12 protein-coding genes and 1 pseudogene are annotated in these 15,707 nt (G+C 58.0%); 5 read left to right on the top strand and 8 right to left on the bottom strand.

Annotated elements, in window-relative coordinates; genetic code table 11:
* Positions 1-158 precede the first annotated feature (158 nt).
* The 3 genes from mgtE to U6G28_08245 all read right to left on the bottom strand — a co-directional run bounded on the left by mgtE (position 159) and on the right by U6G28_08245 (position 3,627).
* Positions 159-1,517 carry a magnesium transporter gene (gene mgtE / locus U6G28_08235; protein WRS29507.1) on the bottom strand — a complete coding sequence of 453 codons (1,359 nt, stop codon included), beginning with the start codon at positions 1,515-1,517 and terminating at the stop codon, positions 159-161.
* Between the two features lie 98 nt (positions 1,518-1,615).
* Positions 1,616-2,104: a response regulator gene (locus U6G28_08240; GenBank protein ID WRS29508.1), complete on the bottom strand. Its 489-nt coding sequence runs from the start codon at positions 2,102-2,104 to the stop codon at positions 1,616-1,618.
* Positions 2,101-3,627 carry an ATP-binding protein gene (locus U6G28_08245; GenBank protein WRS29509.1) on the bottom strand — a complete coding sequence of 509 codons (1,527 nt, stop codon included), beginning with the start codon at positions 3,625-3,627 and terminating at the stop codon, positions 2,101-2,103. Before U6G28_08245 ends, U6G28_08240 begins: the two co-directional genes overlap by 4 nt.
* 138 nt (positions 3,628-3,765) lie before the next feature.
* Between U6G28_08245 and U6G28_08250 the strand changes: the two genes are divergently transcribed.
* The 4 genes and pseudogenes from U6G28_08250 (at position 3,766) to U6G28_08265 (ending at position 9,333) form a co-directional block, all read left to right on the top strand.
* A complete protein-coding gene (locus tag U6G28_08250; protein WRS29510.1) occupies positions 3,766-6,588 on the top strand; it encodes a cation-translocating P-type ATPase in 2,823 nt (940 codons plus the stop codon).
* A gap of 63 nt (positions 6,589-6,651) precedes the next feature.
* Positions 6,652-7,554, top strand: coding sequence for a TIGR01777 family oxidoreductase (locus U6G28_08255; GenBank protein WRS29511.1), 903 nt, complete (start codon positions 6,652-6,654; stop codon positions 7,552-7,554).
* A gap of 105 nt (positions 7,555-7,659) precedes the next feature.
* Positions 7,660-8,454: pseudogene (locus tag U6G28_08260) on the top strand (ATP-binding cassette domain-containing protein).
* Positions 8,455-8,685: 231 nt separating this feature from the next.
* A complete protein-coding gene (locus U6G28_08265) occupies positions 8,686-9,333 on the top strand; it encodes an ATP-binding cassette domain-containing protein (GenBank protein WRS31223.1) in 648 nt (215 codons plus the stop codon).
* Positions 9,334-9,898: 565 nt separating this feature from the next.
* On the opposite strand, the gene U6G28_08270 is transcribed toward U6G28_08265, so the two are convergent.
* Genes U6G28_08270 through U6G28_08280 form a run of 3 tightly spaced genes read right to left on the bottom strand, consistent with a single transcriptional unit; the run spans position 9,899 to position 11,898 of the window.
* Positions 9,899-10,528: a hypothetical protein gene (locus U6G28_08270; GenBank protein ID WRS29512.1), complete on the bottom strand. Its 630-nt coding sequence runs from the start codon at positions 10,526-10,528 to the stop codon at positions 9,899-9,901.
* Positions 10,529-10,549: 21 nt separating this feature from the next.
* A complete protein-coding gene (locus tag U6G28_08275; protein ID WRS29513.1) occupies positions 10,550-11,557 on the bottom strand; it encodes a hypothetical protein in 1,008 nt (335 codons plus the stop codon).
* On the bottom strand, positions 11,554-11,898 hold the full coding sequence (locus U6G28_08280) for a PadR family transcriptional regulator (GenBank protein ID WRS29514.1): 345 nt from the start codon (positions 11,896-11,898) through the stop codon (positions 11,554-11,556). The genes U6G28_08275 and U6G28_08280 overlap by 4 nt, the downstream gene beginning before the upstream one ends.
* An 868-nt stretch (positions 11,899-12,766) precedes the next feature.
* On the opposite strand from U6G28_08280, the gene U6G28_08285 reads away from it, so the two are divergent.
* Positions 12,767-13,066, top strand: coding sequence for a helix-turn-helix domain-containing protein (locus U6G28_08285; protein WRS29515.1), 300 nt, complete (start codon positions 12,767-12,769; stop codon positions 13,064-13,066).
* A 12-nt stretch (positions 13,067-13,078) separates the two neighbouring features.
* On the opposite strand, the gene U6G28_08290 is transcribed toward U6G28_08285, so the two are convergent.
* Together U6G28_08290 and U6G28_08295 are read right to left on the bottom strand one after the other, a co-directional pair.
* Positions 13,079-13,984, bottom strand: coding sequence for a hypothetical protein (locus tag U6G28_08290; protein WRS29516.1), 906 nt, complete (start codon positions 13,982-13,984; stop codon positions 13,079-13,081).
* Positions 13,924-15,702, bottom strand: a complete 1,779-nt coding sequence (locus tag U6G28_08295; protein ID WRS29517.1) for an AAA family ATPase — start codon at positions 15,700-15,702, stop codon at positions 13,924-13,926. Before U6G28_08295 ends, U6G28_08290 begins: the two co-directional genes overlap by 61 nt.
* Between the last annotated feature and the right edge of the window lie 5 nt (positions 15,703-15,707).

Below are 15,707 nucleotides of genomic sequence, written 5' to 3' on the forward strand. Positions count from 1 at the left end.
TCTGTTTCGCCACCCTAATGGCACTAAGCCTCATCAACTTGGTTCTGGGTATCAGAGAACGTCGGCTATCGCAGATTATCGGTAGTTGTATCGCTCTTGTCTGCTGGTACTTCGCATTCCAGCTCTCTACGAACTAGGCGCCGAGCCTTGCTGCCGTACTAGATCCCCAGGATTGCCCTTGCGATTGCCAGGTAGATGATCAGTCCTGTTGCGTCTGTGAACGTTGTGATGAACGGGTTTGAGAAGACTGCTGGATCGGCGTGAACCGCCCTTGCGACCAGTGGCATTATGCCGCCAATGGTTGCCGCCCAGGTACAGATAGCGAGCAGTGTCAGGCCGATGATCAGCCCGATCTGCACTTCGAAGATCAGTGAGGTGACGGCGAAGCCGATGATTCCGAGTGCGCCACCGAGCAGCATCCCGACACCGAATTCCTTGCCTAGGACTTTCATTATGTCCTTGGGTTCAACGTCACCGAGGGCCAACGCTCTGGTGACTGTTGTTGCCGCCTGGTTGCCGGTGTTCCCTCCGGTTCCAATCAGTAGGGGTACGAAAAGCGTCAGGACCGTAACTTGAGCCAGAGTGGCCTCCGCAGTCGACAGAACCTGGACGGTGAGGACCGCCCCGACGGCAAGTACCAGGAGCCAGACAATGCGGGACTTGACGATAGCCCAGGTCGGGGTCGAAAGGTACGGTCTGTGCAGAGGCTCCACGCCACCTTGACGCGCGGTGTCCTCGCTCTCCTCGTGCTCAATGATTCGCATGGCATCATCGAACGTCAGGATGCCCACTAGACGGTCTTCGCTGTCGGTGATGGGCATTGCAAGCAAACCCTGCTCGGCTAGGCGACGAGCCGCTTCTTCCGCGTCCTCGGTTGCTTCCGCGACGTGCGTGGGCGAAAGGACATCTGCTATCGGGGTGTCGGGGTCCTCACGAAGCAGATCACGAAGGCTAACAACTCCAACCACGTGGCGGGAATCATCCAGAACCGGAAGAGTGTAGATGGTCTCGGCATCATCCATTCTGGCTCTGACCCGGTCCATTGCCTGACCGACCGTAGCTCCCTCTCGGCAGGCCACGTATTCGGGACTCATACGACGTCCAATGGAGTCCTTCGGGTAGCCGAGCACGGAGGCAGTAAGCCGACGATCCTCCAAAGAGAGTCCGTGGAGCAGCTTGGGGGCCACGCTCGCTGGGAGCTCATCGAGCAGCCAAACACGGTCGTCAGGCTCGAGTTCTTCGAATATGGCCGCAACTTCAACGTCCCGCAGTGAGTTGACCAACTCGCCTTGAATAGATGGGTCAAAGTCCTCGAAGACTTCAAGCGCGGTCTGTTTGGGGAGCAGTCGATACGCGATAGCTCGATCCTTGGCGCCGAGGCGTTCCAGGGCATCGACGAGCTTCTCTGTCTGCTGAGGTTTCAACTCGTCTGCGACGCCGGCAAGGTCATTGTGAGCCAGGGTGTCCTGGATTAGTTCGATTAGGCGCGTAACCTCTGGTGACTGCTCGGGGGTCATGTAGCGCTCCCGTCTCGCGTTGGATTGGGGCCACGCATAGCCTATGCCCCCAGCGGCCCGATAAGCACCTCGATCAGGTCAATAGGGTTGTGAGTTGCCTAATCAGACTCAGCGAACTCCTGGAAGGCGTCGAGTGCTCGGACCTGATTGAGGACCTGCAGGTAGCGCAAGGGATTGATTTTCTTGGCGATGACGTACTCGGTTAACTCGTTTCGTACGGTGTGTAGTAGATCATCCGCGTTCCACGGCTTCGCAATGAAGTGGTCAATGTGGGCATCGTTGACGGCACGAATGGTGTCTTGAAGATCCGCCTGGCCGGTGATTAAGACCTTGCGGGTATCGGCCGTAGCCTCCTTTTTAGCCAGTTCAATCATGAAGTCGATTCCGGTAGTGCCCGGAAGACGATGATCACAAAGGATCAGGGCGAAGGCATCATCGTCATCTTGGATCTCTTCGATAACGGTCTCGGCATCGGAAACATCCTCTGCCGGTTCAATCCGGACCGTGGGAGCCAAGGTCATCAGGTCTCGCTCTAGAGCCGCCCGAACCTCCGGCTCATCCTCAAGAATCACGATTGAGAGTTTCATTGCTGCTCCTTAGGTGCCTCTGTCGGAATGTCGACGGTGACTGTTGTTCCTGATTCTCCGGTGTCAATCCGCATGGTTCCATAATGCCTGCCAATTATGGTTCGTGAGACACTCAGACCAATTCCCATGCCGAAACGCACCTGACCGGATTTTGTTGTGAACCGTGGTTCGAAAATGCGAGGGAGAACATCTGATGGAATTCCTGGCCCGTCGTCGAGTATCTGAACTCGAACCCAACCTGAGCGTGGACTACGAGTCCGGATGGTTATGGTGCCGAGGTACTCCTTCGTGGTTTCGGTATCTTCCGTCGCGTCCGTAATCGCCTCGGCCGCATTGGTGACCAGGTTGGTCCAGACCTGCGCGAGTTGCCCGTGATATCCCATGACGGTGGGGGCATCGTCGTAATCGCGAGTAATCCGAATTGCGGAAAGTTTGTGAGGCAGAAGGCGGATCGAGTCTTCGAGGCTCTGATGGATACTGACCTCGGTGATTTTGTCACCGTCTGGGCGGGCGTAAGAACGAAGAGAGGAGACCAAATCGGTAATGCGCTCGGAGGCTGAGCCGAGGTTGCGAAGTCCTGCCCCTATCGATGCGGCCTGCAGAACACTGTCAATTTCGATTCCTGCTCCCTTTGCTGCCTTGCGCGCCAACTTTGTGTCTCGAATGCCCCCGAGGGCGAGTCTCATGGCCAACGATTCGTCTCCCGTGACCTCGGTGAACTCTTTGCGCATGGCACGTTCCTGGCGTGACGAAAGAGCCTTTGATTCCAGCCCGTCGGTTAATGCCGACATCGCTAATTTGGCCCATTTCTTGTCCGGGGCGGTCTCAAGAAGTGCGATTACATCATGGACCAGGTACTCACTAACCCTTTCGATTGCAGCCACCGGGTTGTTTAGTTCGTGAGCAACTCCTGCCGAAAGCGAACCGAGCGAGGCAAGGCGCTCCTGTGCCATTAGTTCAGTTCGGGCTTCCTTAAGATTGGAGAGGGCATTCGCCAGATTTTTTCTTTCTACCTCCAACTGCTTCGAAAGCTCCGCGTTATCGATGTGAAGTTCCTCGGCCCGTCGTAACCGTCGGTCAAGGGAACGGATAAACAGTGTTGCAACCAGCTGACTGATCTCTGCATTTCCTTGGGTTGCGCTATTGAGCTGCTCCACCGTCAGCTGCACCGCCCGCACCTGGGTTGTGGTGACGGCATCCAAAAGAGCTCTGCGTCCCTCGCTCACCGCCATCAAACCGATGATTCGACCCGTGGACTCCTCGTGCATCACAATCTCGTTGCCACTGGGCGTTTGGTGCATCAGTGCCACGCGTCCGGAGAGGATGAGGGTTATGTCCTCGACGACCTGACCGCTTGAGGTAAGACGAGTTCCCGCAGAGAAAGTCTCTCGTGGTTGCGCGCCAAGAATCGACTCGATTCGAAGGAGCAGCTTCTCGATGATGGCGTCGTCTGAGAGCGGAGACTCAAACAGTGAATACACACGAGGCAGAGAGTCCCCAGCATCCGAGTCGGAAGAACCCATGTGCCGAGGATACGGCAGAAACGTAGTCTGGTGTGGTCTTTTGGCCGACGTGAGGCCCCGGTTGTCTCAATAGCCACTGGATAGCGGTATCGTCAAGCCCATGTTCCAGGTGGGTGGTGCTCCCATAGGATTGCTGCCATGACTGATCTTCAGGCCGTAACTGACCCGTCTCTGCTAAGCGTTTCCGAGGTCGCGAAAGATTTCGACGTCGACCCGCAGATCGGGCTAAGTCAATCTGAGGTCTCTGAGCGTCTTGAAAGATTTGGCTCTAATGAACTCCGTTCAAAAGAGGCTGAGCCCGGCTGGAAGCGATTCTTGCGGCAGTTCGCCGATCCCCTCGTCTACCTGCTGCTGGTTGCTATAGCAATATCCCTTGCGGCCTGGGTGTTTGAGGGGGCCAGCGGCGTCCCGATAGACGCGACTGTCATACTGTTGATCGTTATCGCGAACGCGGTAATTGGGTTTGTTCAAGAGAACCAAGCGGCGGACGCTGTGGCGGCGCTCGCGGACATGACGGCGTCCTCCTCGACGGTGCTTCGTGAAGGGGAGATGGTTACCGTTGCCTCTGCCGAACTTGTTCCGGGCGACATCTTGGTCTTGAGTGAGGGTGATGCGGTCGGGGCGGACGCACGTTTAGTTTCCGCCAGTGCGCTACGAGTTGAGGAGGCGTCCCTTACCGGCGAATCCGAACCGGTCGAGAAGAACCCCGAGACTCTGACGAAGCTCGTGACTCTCGGAGATCGCACCGATATGGTTTTCCGCGGAACTGCCGTTACCCGGGGAGTAGGTCGAGCGATAGTCACGTCGACCGGGATGAAGACCCAGGTCGGAGCAGTTGCCACACTACTTGACGAAACGGAGCGTGAACCTTCCCCACTGCAGATAGAAATCGCGAAGATATCCAAGACACTGGGTATTTTGGTTATCCTCATCGCCCTCGTGGTGATGGCCGCTATTGCACTGATAAATGGGGTTCACTCAACCGAGGAGGCCGTGCAAATCCTCCTTCTGGGTGTGTCGCTCGCGGTTGCTGCGGTTCCGGAAGGACTGCCCGCCATCCTTTCCCTCGTACTCGCAATTGGAGTGCGAAAGATGGCGAGACGGAACGCGGTGATGAAGAACCTCGACTCGGTTGAAACACTGGGTTCCGTCTCCGTGATCTGTTCGGACAAGACCGGGACACTGACACGCAACGAAATGACCCTAAAAGAGGTGGTGACCGGCTCAGGTCGAATGGAGCTGTCGGGAGTTGGATATTCGCCTATAGGGACCTCAACCGTGATCTCGGGAGACGAGGCGACGGTGCTGGACGAGGCCCGGGATGCTCTGTTGGCCGGTTCTATCGCGAATAATGCACAGCTATTGCAGCGAGGTGGTGAGTGGGAGATTGTCGGAGATCCGACGGAGGCCGCATTCTTGGTCGCGCTACGCAAAGTTCCGGGGGCAAACGACGAACTGGATAGCTACGAACGCAGGGCAGAGGCCCCGTTCGACTCCGAACGCAAGATGATGTCCGTCTTGGCTGAGGGCCGCGCGGGTGGGGAGAAGCTATACGCAAAGGGGGCTCCCGACCTGCTAATCGAAGACAGCGTTGCGGAGCGCGTTGGCTCCGAAATCAGGCCGCTCACTGATCTGCGGCGCGAGGAGCTTCAGCAGACTGTCACCCGTCTTAGTGAACAGGGATATCGCACGCTCGGGGTGGCTGCGCGTGCGGCCACACCCGAAGAGACAGGTTCAGGTTCGCTTGGGGAAAATCCTGAACGTGATCTGGTGTTTCTAGCGATAGTGGCAATAATCGACCCGCCCCGTAGCGAGGCCGCTGAGGCAATCCGCGATGCTCACGCCGCTGGAATTGCAACGGTAATGATTACCGGCGACCATCCGGTCACAGCTTCGCGAATCGCCACCGACTTAGGGATCGCTGACGGGGACGGGGACGTCGTTGCGATTACCGGGGCACAGATTGAGGAAATGAACGACGAGGAACTTTCCGAAGTTGTGAAACGAACTCGCGTCTATGCCCGAGTCTCGCCTGAGCACAAGCTCCGGATTGTTGATGCGCTCCAGGCAAACGGGAACGTCGTTTCGATGACGGGAGACGGGGTGAACGACGCGCCCGCGCTCAAAAGTTCGGATATCGGCGTTGCGATGGGGATCACCGGCACAGAGGTGACCAAGGAAGCGGCCGAGATGATCCTGGGCGACGACAACTATGCCACTATCGTTGCGGCAGTTCGTCAGGGTCGTGTGATCTTCGAGAACATCACTAAGTTCATCCGCTACCTGCTCTCATCGAACATGGGCGAGGTCGCGACTGTGTTCTTGGGGGTTGTCCTCGCTGGAGTGATCGGTCTTGCCAATCCTGCGAACCCCGGTGCCGCCGTGGTGCCATTACTCGCAACACAGATTCTGTGGATCAACCTGGTTACTGACTCAGGTCCGGCCCTAGCAATGGGAGTCGATCCCGAGATTGATGACGTGATGGCAAGACCGCCAAGGGACATCAAAGTCAGGATCATTGACTCCCACATGTGGTCGCGGATCATCGGCATCGGTCTGGTAATGGGGATCTTGTCGCTCTTTGTCATGGACATCAACCTGCCGGGTGGTCTGGTGAGTGGCATGGAGCACCTGAGTCCGGTCGACAAGCAGCTAGATGCTGCACGAACCACCATGTTTACCGCCCTGGTGTTCATGCAGTTGTTCAATGCACTGAACTCCAGGTCCGATAAGGCCAGCGCCTTCCACCACCTGTTCACGAACCGTTGGTTGTGGATTTCTCTGGCTTTCGCGACGGTGGCACAGATAATCGTCGTTGAGGTTCCGGTATTACAGAGCGCCTTCGGAACGACTTCAATTGCACCCGCGCAATGGGCATTGGCTATTGGAGCGGGAGTGATTGTGCTTGTGTTTGAAGAGATAGTAAAGCTGATCCGTCGGGCAGTAACAGGACCAAACTAGAGTTGTCGAAAGAGGCTTAGTGGCAACTCAGGGTGCGAGTTGCTGACTTGGTGGGAGGTACAAATGGTCGCATCAACAATCATTGTCTCTGGCGCGTCTGGCCTTATTGGCACCGCACTGGTGAAGTCCTTGCGGTCGGATGGCGCTACAGTCAAAACCCTTGTCCGACACCCTCCACTGACCACAGATGAAATTGAGTGGAACCCCGATAGGGGAGAGATCAGTTCTGCTGAGCTTGCAGGCGCTCAAGCGGTCGTCAACCTAAATGGTGCGAGTATCGGCAAGCTGCCGTGGACCAAACAGTACCGCCAGACACTGCGTACTTCACGGATTCGACCCACCAGAATCCTTGCAACGGCAATCCGCGATCTAGGCGATGAGGCTCCAGCCCTTATCTCCGCTTCAGCAGTCGGTTTTTACGGTGATCGACCAGACGAGATATTGACAGAGGACAGTAGACCGGGGCGAACATTCCTCGCGAAGTTATGCGTGGAGTGGGAAAAGGCGGCGGTCGCTGCCTCTCCCTACACCCGAGTAGCGCTACTTCGAACCGCTCCGGTGCTCGACCTGGACGGTGTGCTTAAGCCAATGATTACACTGACGAAGCTGGGGCTAGGCGGTCCTCTGGGTAAGGGCACACAGATCTGGCCTTGGATCTCGTTAGAGGACGAGATACGCGCTATCAAGCACGTCATTGCCAGCGACATTGAAGGACCTGTGAACCTGAGCGGCCCGACCAGAGCTAGCGAGAACGATATAGGGCGAACCATTGCTAAAACCTTGAAACGCCCCTACTGGTTCAAGACACCGGGACCTCTCATAAGGGCGGTCCTGGGCCGGGACCCGGCCGATTCCCTGCTTCTCTCAGATGCTGACGTGCGTCCGGCTGTCCTCAAGAACACCGGCTTCGAGTTCCAGTACGAAACTCCCCGGGCGGCGATAGAAGAGTCCCTGAGAAGGGCGTGATCTAGCCACGCCGCTATCCCGACTTGACTACCTAGCCAACTCGGGACGACAGAAGGTCTATTCATAGTTGAGCGCGAGCTTTGCCGAGTTTGATACCGTCATCTGGTGCCCCATCTTGATGTCTCTTCAGTTTCATACACTCTGCCAGACGGCCGTCCGCTTCTGCGTGATGTCTCCCTGCGTGTTGGAGCAGGGGAGAGGGTTGCTTTGATCGGCGCCAACGGAGCCGGAAAGTCAACCCTGCTCAAGATCATCATTGGCGAGCTCAGCCCTGAATCTGGTTCCGTCACCATCGATGGTTCCCTGGGCGTAATGCGCCAGTTTGTCACCGGGGGCACCGTCCACGAACTTCTTCTGTCCATCGCGCCGCCGGCAATCCGCTCGGCCGCTACAAAGTTAGCGGAGACCGAGGCGAGGATGGAGTCGAATGGCACCACTAAGGCTCAGATGGCTTTTGCCTCTGCGATCACCGTATGGGGCGACGTTGGTGGCTACGATACCGAAGTGCTCTGGGACACCTGCACTACCTCTGCCCTCGGCGTCCCATATGACCAATGCAAAGACCGCCCACTCACGACGTTATCCGGTGGCGAACAGAAACGTTTGGCACTTGAGGCTGTGCTGCGTGGTCCCGATGGCCTACTTCTTCTTGATGAGCCAGACAACTCCCTTGACGTTCCCGGCAAACGTTGGCTCGAGGAACAGCTGCAACTGACTGACAAGGGCATCCTCTACGTCAGCCATGACAGGGAACTCCTCGCCCAAACCGCTACCTCTGTTGTCACTCTGGAACTTGGTGCTGCGGGAAACACAGCGTGGACACACGTTGGCAGTTTTGAGACGTATCACGAGGCGAGAGAGAGTCGTTTTGCGCGCCTTGATGAACTCCGTCGCCGCTGGGATGAGGAGCATACGAAGCTACGTCAGCTCGTGCAGATGTATAAGGAGAAGGCCGCTTACAACGACTCCATGGCGTCCCGCTATCGCGCCGCGCAGACCCGTCTTGCCAGATTCGAAGAGGCTGGGCCGCCGGAAGACCAACCCCGCGACCAAAGTCTTCAAATGCGATTACGAGGAGGACGAACGGGTAAACGTGCGCTTTCCTGCACCAACCTTGAACTCACTGGTCTGATGAAGCCCTTTGATTTCGAGGCGTGGTATGGGGACAGAGTGGCCGTGCTTGGTTCGAATGGTTCGGGAAAGTCTCATTTTCTCCGCCTTTTGACTGCCGGTGGTTCCGATCCTGAGATCGAACATGAACCGGTGAGCGAAGTCAGCATCGAACCGGTGAGACACTCGGGACTCGCTAAGCTTGGCGCCCGAGTTCGCCCGGGCTATTTCGTTCAGAACCGCTCGCGCCCTGACCTTGAGGGCAAGACGCTTCTTGAGATTCTCCACCGAGGCGATGAGCATCGCCAGGGTATGCCGCGTGAGGAGGCGAGCCGAGCACTGGCGCGCTACGAGCTAGCGAGGGCTGCAGAGCAACGCTTCGACACTCTCTCGGGAGGACAGCAGGCAAGATTTCAGGTTCTGCTTCTGGAACTGAGCGGTGCGACAATGCTTCTTCTCGATGAACCCACCGACAACCTTGACCTTGTCTCCGCTGAGGCCCTGCAACATGCTCTCGAAGCATTCGATGGAACCGTGCTTGCTGTCACTCACGACCGCTGGTTTGCGCGCGACTTCGACCGATACCTGGTCTTTGGCTCAGACGGAACCGTCTATGAGAGCAATGAGCCGGTCTGGGACGAGACGCGGGTGGAACGCGATAGAACTTGAAGTCCTGATCGTTTCACTGGATTAATCGGCGTTGGTAGACGAACTGTTGCTGAGACCGTTTGCGGAGCATCCAGAGAGCGCCCCGGTCGCAAGGCGTTGAGCACCCAAGTCTGAGGCTGCGCCCCTACTTTTTTTGGGGGGCAACCGCATGCGTCATAGATGCCTTGATAATCAGGGGATGGAAGTACCTGACTACGCCCCAGTAGAACCTTCCTAGTGCGCCATTGATTCGCGCCAGGGTCGTCATCGCAACTTTGTTTTCGTTGACGGTTGCTATTCCCCCAGAAGGTCAGATGAGTGTCTTCTATACCGGTGATTGCCTCGCTAGGAAGCTCCACAAGGACGGGGAATCTTGGCCTGCTGGGGACGGCTGGCCCGATACCCCAAGCCCTAGTGGTCGAACAAGTAGGTCTCTTAGGTACATGAGTACTTCGACCCAATGCGGAGACCTGGTGGTTGCCGCGTTCTTTAGTTCGTGGCGTTCGGTGCAAAAATCCGAGCCAGTTCGCGTATACGCACCGACCGTGTCGTAACACCGAAATACGGTAGCTAGCACGCGGGTGAACTAAACCAGGTCCGCCGTCGACAATGACTTGATTGTCCGAAGCAATTTGTCGGTCATGATGCAACTCGCGATGGGCACCACGCGCAGGAGAGGATGGAGTGTCTCACCCCAGTTGTATCTTTCTCTCGTAAGCAAGCGGGTCCGTCTGTCTCCGACGGGCACCAAAACGAACGCCCACGAGAACGAATCAGGGAATCCTTTACCGGGACCCTCTTTTGTCTGGTCCTCAACGAACGCCAGCGCTTGACCTGGAATCACCTCGCCAACGATTAGCTCAACCTCGGGAGCCAATCGAACAACATCACCAACGTTGCGAGACTGCCACTCGGGTCGAATCTCGTTTATCCCCTCAATATCGCAACCGATGGCGTTTTCGAGAGCCTCATAGGAATAGAATCCTCCCCGGTCCTGACCTATCTGCAAAAGCCACGGCCAGATGTCTTCGGGAGGCGAGTCGATCGTGATGCCATGAGTTGCAACGAGCTGCACTGCTGGAATATGAGAATCTCCGGGCAACTCCATGTCTTGTTCGGTCGGCGTTGCGCCCCAGGTCTTCGAAGCATGAGCCACCCATGCCCCAAGAGTTGCCGCACCAAGGACTCCTGCTGCTACCAGACGCTTGGCTCCCATGCGGTGATACTACCAAGGTGATTAGCGCGGCGCGTATTGAATCCCAGCGGCATGTAGCGCTTTGTTCCACACGCTGAAGATGCTGATGACACCAATCCCCACAATGATCGCTCCTGCAATCGTGCCCATAATGTGAGGCACTGTCGCGTCGATCTCTGGGCGCGAGACGAGAAGGTCGATGAGCTCCGGATTCACCAGTGCTCCAGTGATAAGCAGATAGAGAGCTTCCCCGGTGAAGAGGAGGGTAGTGATGGTGTCCGCCGCGGCGAGACCCTTGCTCCATCCGCGACTGCGGTAGACCATGATGGCGACGACCGCATCCACCGCAAGAAGAAAAAAGAGTGCAGTGATCCACCAGGGCCACAACTGAGGATTTAGCACTGAGAAATGGTTGGTTTGTTCTCTTACCCCTGTGCTCGCATCGAAGTGATCCCCGCCGAGAAAAACGAGTCCTATAAAGTGATCCCAGAGAAGCGCGCCTGCGGCTAGCGTTACAAAGATAAGAGAACCCGCTAGGTCAACGACACTGGCTCCGTTTTCCTGCGGCTCTGGCAGAGAATCTGGATCCCATGTCACTTTGGCTTCAGCGCCGGCGCGCTCCGCGACTGCAAAAGCGAGTGTGGTCCAGAAAATCACGTTGATGACGCTGCCAATCGCAACCGATATAACCGTGGCAATGAGGTCCCCGATAGGAGCATCTTCGATGAGTTTAGCGATAGCGATGACGGCGACGGCACACGTCGGTACGATCCACAGCAGGAGTCTCAATAGGCGCCGCCACAGCAGGTAGTAGCGAGGCCCAATGAGGTAGAGAGGTTTGTCGGCGAAATCCGCCGCGAGTCGCCGTGGGTCTCCGAGATCCATCAATGTGGCGCGCTCGGCGCCCTCGTGCGATTCTCCCGCCTCCACGCGAGTGTCAATCTCGTCGGCGATGGAGGCGACCAGTTCTTGTCGAACGTCTTCCTGGGACAATGCAGGAAGGCCGTTTGTCACCGCGAAAATGTAGCGTTCTGTCAACGTCGATGTCATTGCGGCTCCTTTGGGTTCGGGAGGGAAGCGATAGCGGCGCTCAAGGCCGCCCATTCGTCGGTCAGCTCGCGGTCAAGAGCTCTTCCGGCGGGTGAGGTGCGATAGAACTTGCGAGGTCGGGACTGGTCTGTGTTCCACTCGCTGACCAGGTAGCCCTGTTTTTCGAGGCGGCGTAGCAAAGGGTAAAGGGTGTTCGTGTCGGTAAAGAAGCCAAAGCGCGCCAGATTCTCGAGGAGCCCGTATCCATAACCAGGTTGTTGCAACAACCGAAGGCACGCCAGCACGATGGTACCGCGCCGCACTTCCTGCAGGTGCGTCTCGAACGCCTCATCGGAACTCATGCTTAACACTATAGTGTGTGTCGCACACTATAGGCAATCAGACCCTAAGGGTGTCGATAGTCGCCACAGTGCGTCGTCCTGAGGTTTGCGAGGCTCTTGGTTTTCAAAGTGGCGCATGTGCGGGCTCACGGGTGAAGAGAACTCGCTTGGTGGAAGATTAAGGCTGTTAGGCGCAGCGCTTTTAAGGCGGCCTCTGAAGTGAGGTGTCCGCCCGCGACGAGTTGCGCGCTCCCGTGGGCCGTGCCCCACAGGGCTGCAGCCGCCGTAGCCAGGTTTTCTTCTGACATCTGCGGGCAAAGCTGGTGCGTGAGCTAGGGGGCGTTGTGAGTGACACCAGTAGCTCGGCAGCTGCCGACAAGAGTGCTGCGCGACGGAGCGACGTTTGGGTGAACGTCTAGAACTCTCATTAGGCAGGTATGACCTCGACATGGGCAGTTCAGAACTGACCGGGGGGCGAGGCAGGCCGTGTGCTTAGGCGAGTCCACAGCTACTCTCCGGTGTATCCGCAACAAAGTCGGCGAGTGGTTCCAAGCAAGTGTGCTTTTACACACCGGGAGACGTTCGCAACCCTTTGGCGATAAGCTCTGGGCTCTGCCGATCTCCAGCCTTTGGGAACAGTAACGGCTCGGGACAAGACATGAAGGGCGAGGAAAGATCACGCGGAAAACCGAGCTTGCTGAGAAAGATAACTAAACGACACCGTATCCAAAAGAGTGTCAGAGTGGTGGAGCTCCTACGGACTTACTGCAATCAAGACGAGACAGTCCGCCAACTCGATGGCCTGGTGGCAGAGGCCCGAGGTCAGATCAGAGGTGCAGCGCCGCGACGCGTGCCGCGCCCTCCGCGATCGGGGCGTAAAGGGAAGCACTTGCCTACTGAAACGGAGCGGGCCATTGTGGCCGAGTACCAGGCAGGGCAGACGATGAAAGCGATCGCGACGAAGCACAGTATTCATCGCGTCACGGTCAGCGAGGTACTCGATAGGACGGGCACGCCGAAACGACCGAAGGGCATGAGCCCGAGCGAAGTCGACATGGCCGCACGCCTCTATGAGTCTGGCCTCTCGCTTGCGAGTGTCGGCGCGCAGCTCAATTTCGACGCAACAACGATCCGCACGATGCTTCTACGAAGCGGCATAGCGACGCGTGACTCACATGGACGGTACTGACCGGAATTCACGCTAGAACCCGTAAAGGTGCTGGCGAGCGTTGAAAGCTGCTGGCCCGCCCTCGAGCACGTTCTCAACGTGTGAGCGAATGGCTACATCGTCCAGGGAGCCGATCCCGTCCGCTGCCGCACGGCCGTTCTGGCCATCTCCTTCGAGAGCCACAATCAACTCAGCATCCCCGAGCACGGGAACGTTCGCATTATGGGTGCTCGCGATGATCTGACGCTTACCCTTGAGTCTCCGAAGGTTGATGACGATGCCGTCATAAACAAATCGGTTGTCGAGATCGTCCTCAGGTTGGTCGATCACGAGCGGAGCGTTTGATGCGCCGAGCAAGAGAAGGAGCAGTGCGGTCGCACGCTGTCCTTTCGACAGATCGTCCATCTTCTTGAACTCGCGTGTGCCGGTTCCTGCCTGCACGTCCAGCTGCACCTCCACAGCTTGCCCAACCGACTGCTCCTCAAGCTGGCGGAAAAGGGGCTCACCGGCCTCGATCAGAGATCGTGCCTGTGCGCCGGTGATCGAGAACTGTGCACTCAGCTCAGACTCGCCAGCTCGTGCCGCCTCCACGAAAGCACGCGTTGAGAAGTTGTCCTGGTCAATCGCCGCCATGATGCGATTGCGCTGACCGGAGATGGACTGGTCGATCAACGACTTGATGTGCTTCCGATCCGACGCGGGGACAGGCTTTACGATCACGACACCGCCGGTCGCGGCGTTCGCGGCACGGATCGCTTCGGTCAGTTCTCGTGCCCGGTCGTTCTCGTGGCCTGCGAGTGTCTGCAGCAGGGTGTCCCGCTCGGTTTGCAGGCCTTGGAGACTCGTTGCGATACCGGCGCGTCGAGACTCCTTAGCCTTCAGCGTCTCCAGCGCTTTGGTCGTGTCGAGGTACTTGTTGGGTTCCAGCCCCTCCGCCACGAGCTTGCGAAGCACCTCATCGGTTCGTCGCGCTGCTCGCGAACTGCGTCTGACCATTCGGTCTTCGCTGTCTCGATCTCCAAGGATGCCGCGTCGAGCGCTGTGCGGGCCTCAGCCGCAAGAGCAGCCAGCTTGGCGGCCAGTGTCGTCGACGCAGCCTGAGCGCGCTTGAGATAGTCAGATCTGGGTGAGTCGTCAATGTTCTCGAACGCGGCCTCCAGCTTCGTGATCAGCTGCGGGTCGGTGAGCGCTGTTAGCGATTCCTGAGCTGTAGCCACGCGCGCCGTTGCCTCGGTGAACGCCGCTTCATCCTGGGTGAGTCGCGTAACTTCCTTGAGGCGAGTCGGCACATCCGTGTCGGTGTAGTGCCGCACCTGCTCCTCTAGCCGCGGGATATCCGCAAGCTCATCTTCGAGCTGAGTTCGCCCTTCCTCCGCACGAGTCAGCTTCTCTCGATTCAGCTTGAGTTTCTCCAAGGTGTCGGTGTGCTCGACTGTCAGTTCGCCGCTCCCTTGGAACCGCTGCAGCATACTCGCGACCTTCGAGCTGTCGTTCGTCAGCTCGGCGAGCTCGTGCTGTCCGAAGATCTCCACGTTTGCGATGACATCGACTGGCCGCAGGTTGGTGGCAGTACCGCTCTCGTCTTTCACTACCGGAAGGTTGTTGACAGAGCGTTCGACGGTGAACGTGCGCACCGACGGCGAGGTGGTCTCGACAAGCAGCTTCACCACGGTGCCTGACTTGAGCACGCCGTTCACGATGCCGTCATGGTCTCGCTTCGCCTCTGCACCAATCGGAGTGAGCCCCAGCACGAATCGGAGGCTCTCAATGGCGGTCGACTTCCCAGTTCCTCGTCCGCCAATGAGTGTCGTGAGATCGGTCGAGAGCGGGATCGTCACGCCGTCCAGGAAGCCGCCGACCCACGAGATCTCCTTCAGGGTGGGGCGCGCCTCGATCGCGGGATCTTCCAGCGAGACGCGGGTCTCCGGAGTACGGACGGCGAGCTTGAGACTGTCCACGGAGAGGCGACTGACCTTGAACCAGCAGCTCGCGCCCTCGCTTTGGAGGGCGGAGGGCTTCGTCACATCGTCGGCATGGATCGCGGCGAGCGGGTGAGCTCTGTCGTAGGGCTTGGTGCCGTTGAGGATCGCCGACTGGTCTGTGCCATCGGGTTGGCTCGGCGTGATGCCGAGTGCATGAAGGTCCGAGTGCTTGATCTTGGTGACGAGTGGCTGTCCAGCGCGGCCGGTCAGGAGGCCGCTGTTTGGGACGTTGACGTGGGCAGGAATCACGAGGGCGCCCTGCGCGGTCATCTTCTCGAGGATGTCGGTGAACGGCTCGCCGGTTGTTCCGTTGGCGCAGCCGGGCGCGACCCCGCACATCCCGATCGCGGCGTTGATCGTTGCTGCGGTGGTACACGCTTCGAAGATCACAAGGATGTGGATGCCCTCGTCGGAGTTCGCTTCGAAGCCGGGAAGGGCAACGATGCCCCGCTCGGCCGCGTCGCGGATGAGCTGAAATGAGGAGTCGACCTTCCAGTGATCCGTGATGGCCAACAGGTCGATGCCCTGCGCTTCGCACTCGTCGAGCAGAGCCTTGTTGTAGTCTGCCTCCGTGTTGTACGTGGCCGATGGCGCGTTCTTCCCCTGGTATTCGTAGGGGTTCACCTGGAGTGCAGCTCGCACCCACCGTGCTCCATGTGTTGTCTTCCCGCTCATCTCTG

The organism is Actinomycetaceae bacterium MB13-C1-2 (assembly GCA_035621235.1).
Taxonomy (GTDB): domain Bacteria; phylum Actinomycetota; class Actinomycetes; order Actinomycetales; family Actinomycetaceae; genus Scrofimicrobium.

Bases quoted from the DNA above. Each gene is read 5' to 3' on its own strand.
- mgtE (WRS29507.1), bottom strand. From the start codon at position 1,517: ATGACCCCCGAGCAGTCACCAGAGGTTACGCGCCTAATCGAACTAATC.
- U6G28_08240 (WRS29508.1), bottom strand. From the start codon at position 2,104: ATGAAACTCTCAATCGTGATTCTTGAGGATGAGCCGGAGGTTCGGGCG.
- U6G28_08245 (WRS29509.1), bottom strand. From the start codon at position 3,627: ATGGGTTCTTCCGACTCGGATGCTGGGGACTCTCTGCCTCGTGTGTAT.
- U6G28_08250 (WRS29510.1), top strand. From the start codon at position 3,766: ATGACTGATCTTCAGGCCGTAACTGACCCGTCTCTGCTAAGCGTTTCC.
- U6G28_08255 (WRS29511.1), top strand. From the start codon at position 6,652: ATGGTCGCATCAACAATCATTGTCTCTGGCGCGTCTGGCCTTATTGGC.
- U6G28_08265 (WRS31223.1), top strand. From the start codon at position 8,686: ATGAAGCCCTTTGATTTCGAGGCGTGGTATGGGGACAGAGTGGCCGTG.
- U6G28_08270 (WRS29512.1), bottom strand. From the start codon at position 10,528: ATGGGAGCCAAGCGTCTGGTAGCAGCAGGAGTCCTTGGTGCGGCAACT.
- U6G28_08275 (WRS29513.1), bottom strand. From the start codon at position 11,557: ATGACATCGACGTTGACAGAACGCTACATTTTCGCGGTGACAAACGGC.
- U6G28_08280 (WRS29514.1), bottom strand. From the start codon at position 11,898: ATGAGTTCCGATGAGGCGTTCGAGACGCACCTGCAGGAAGTGCGGCGC.
- U6G28_08295 (WRS29517.1), bottom strand. From the start codon at position 15,702: ATGAGCGGGAAGACAACACATGGAGCACGGTGGGTGCGAGCTGCACTC.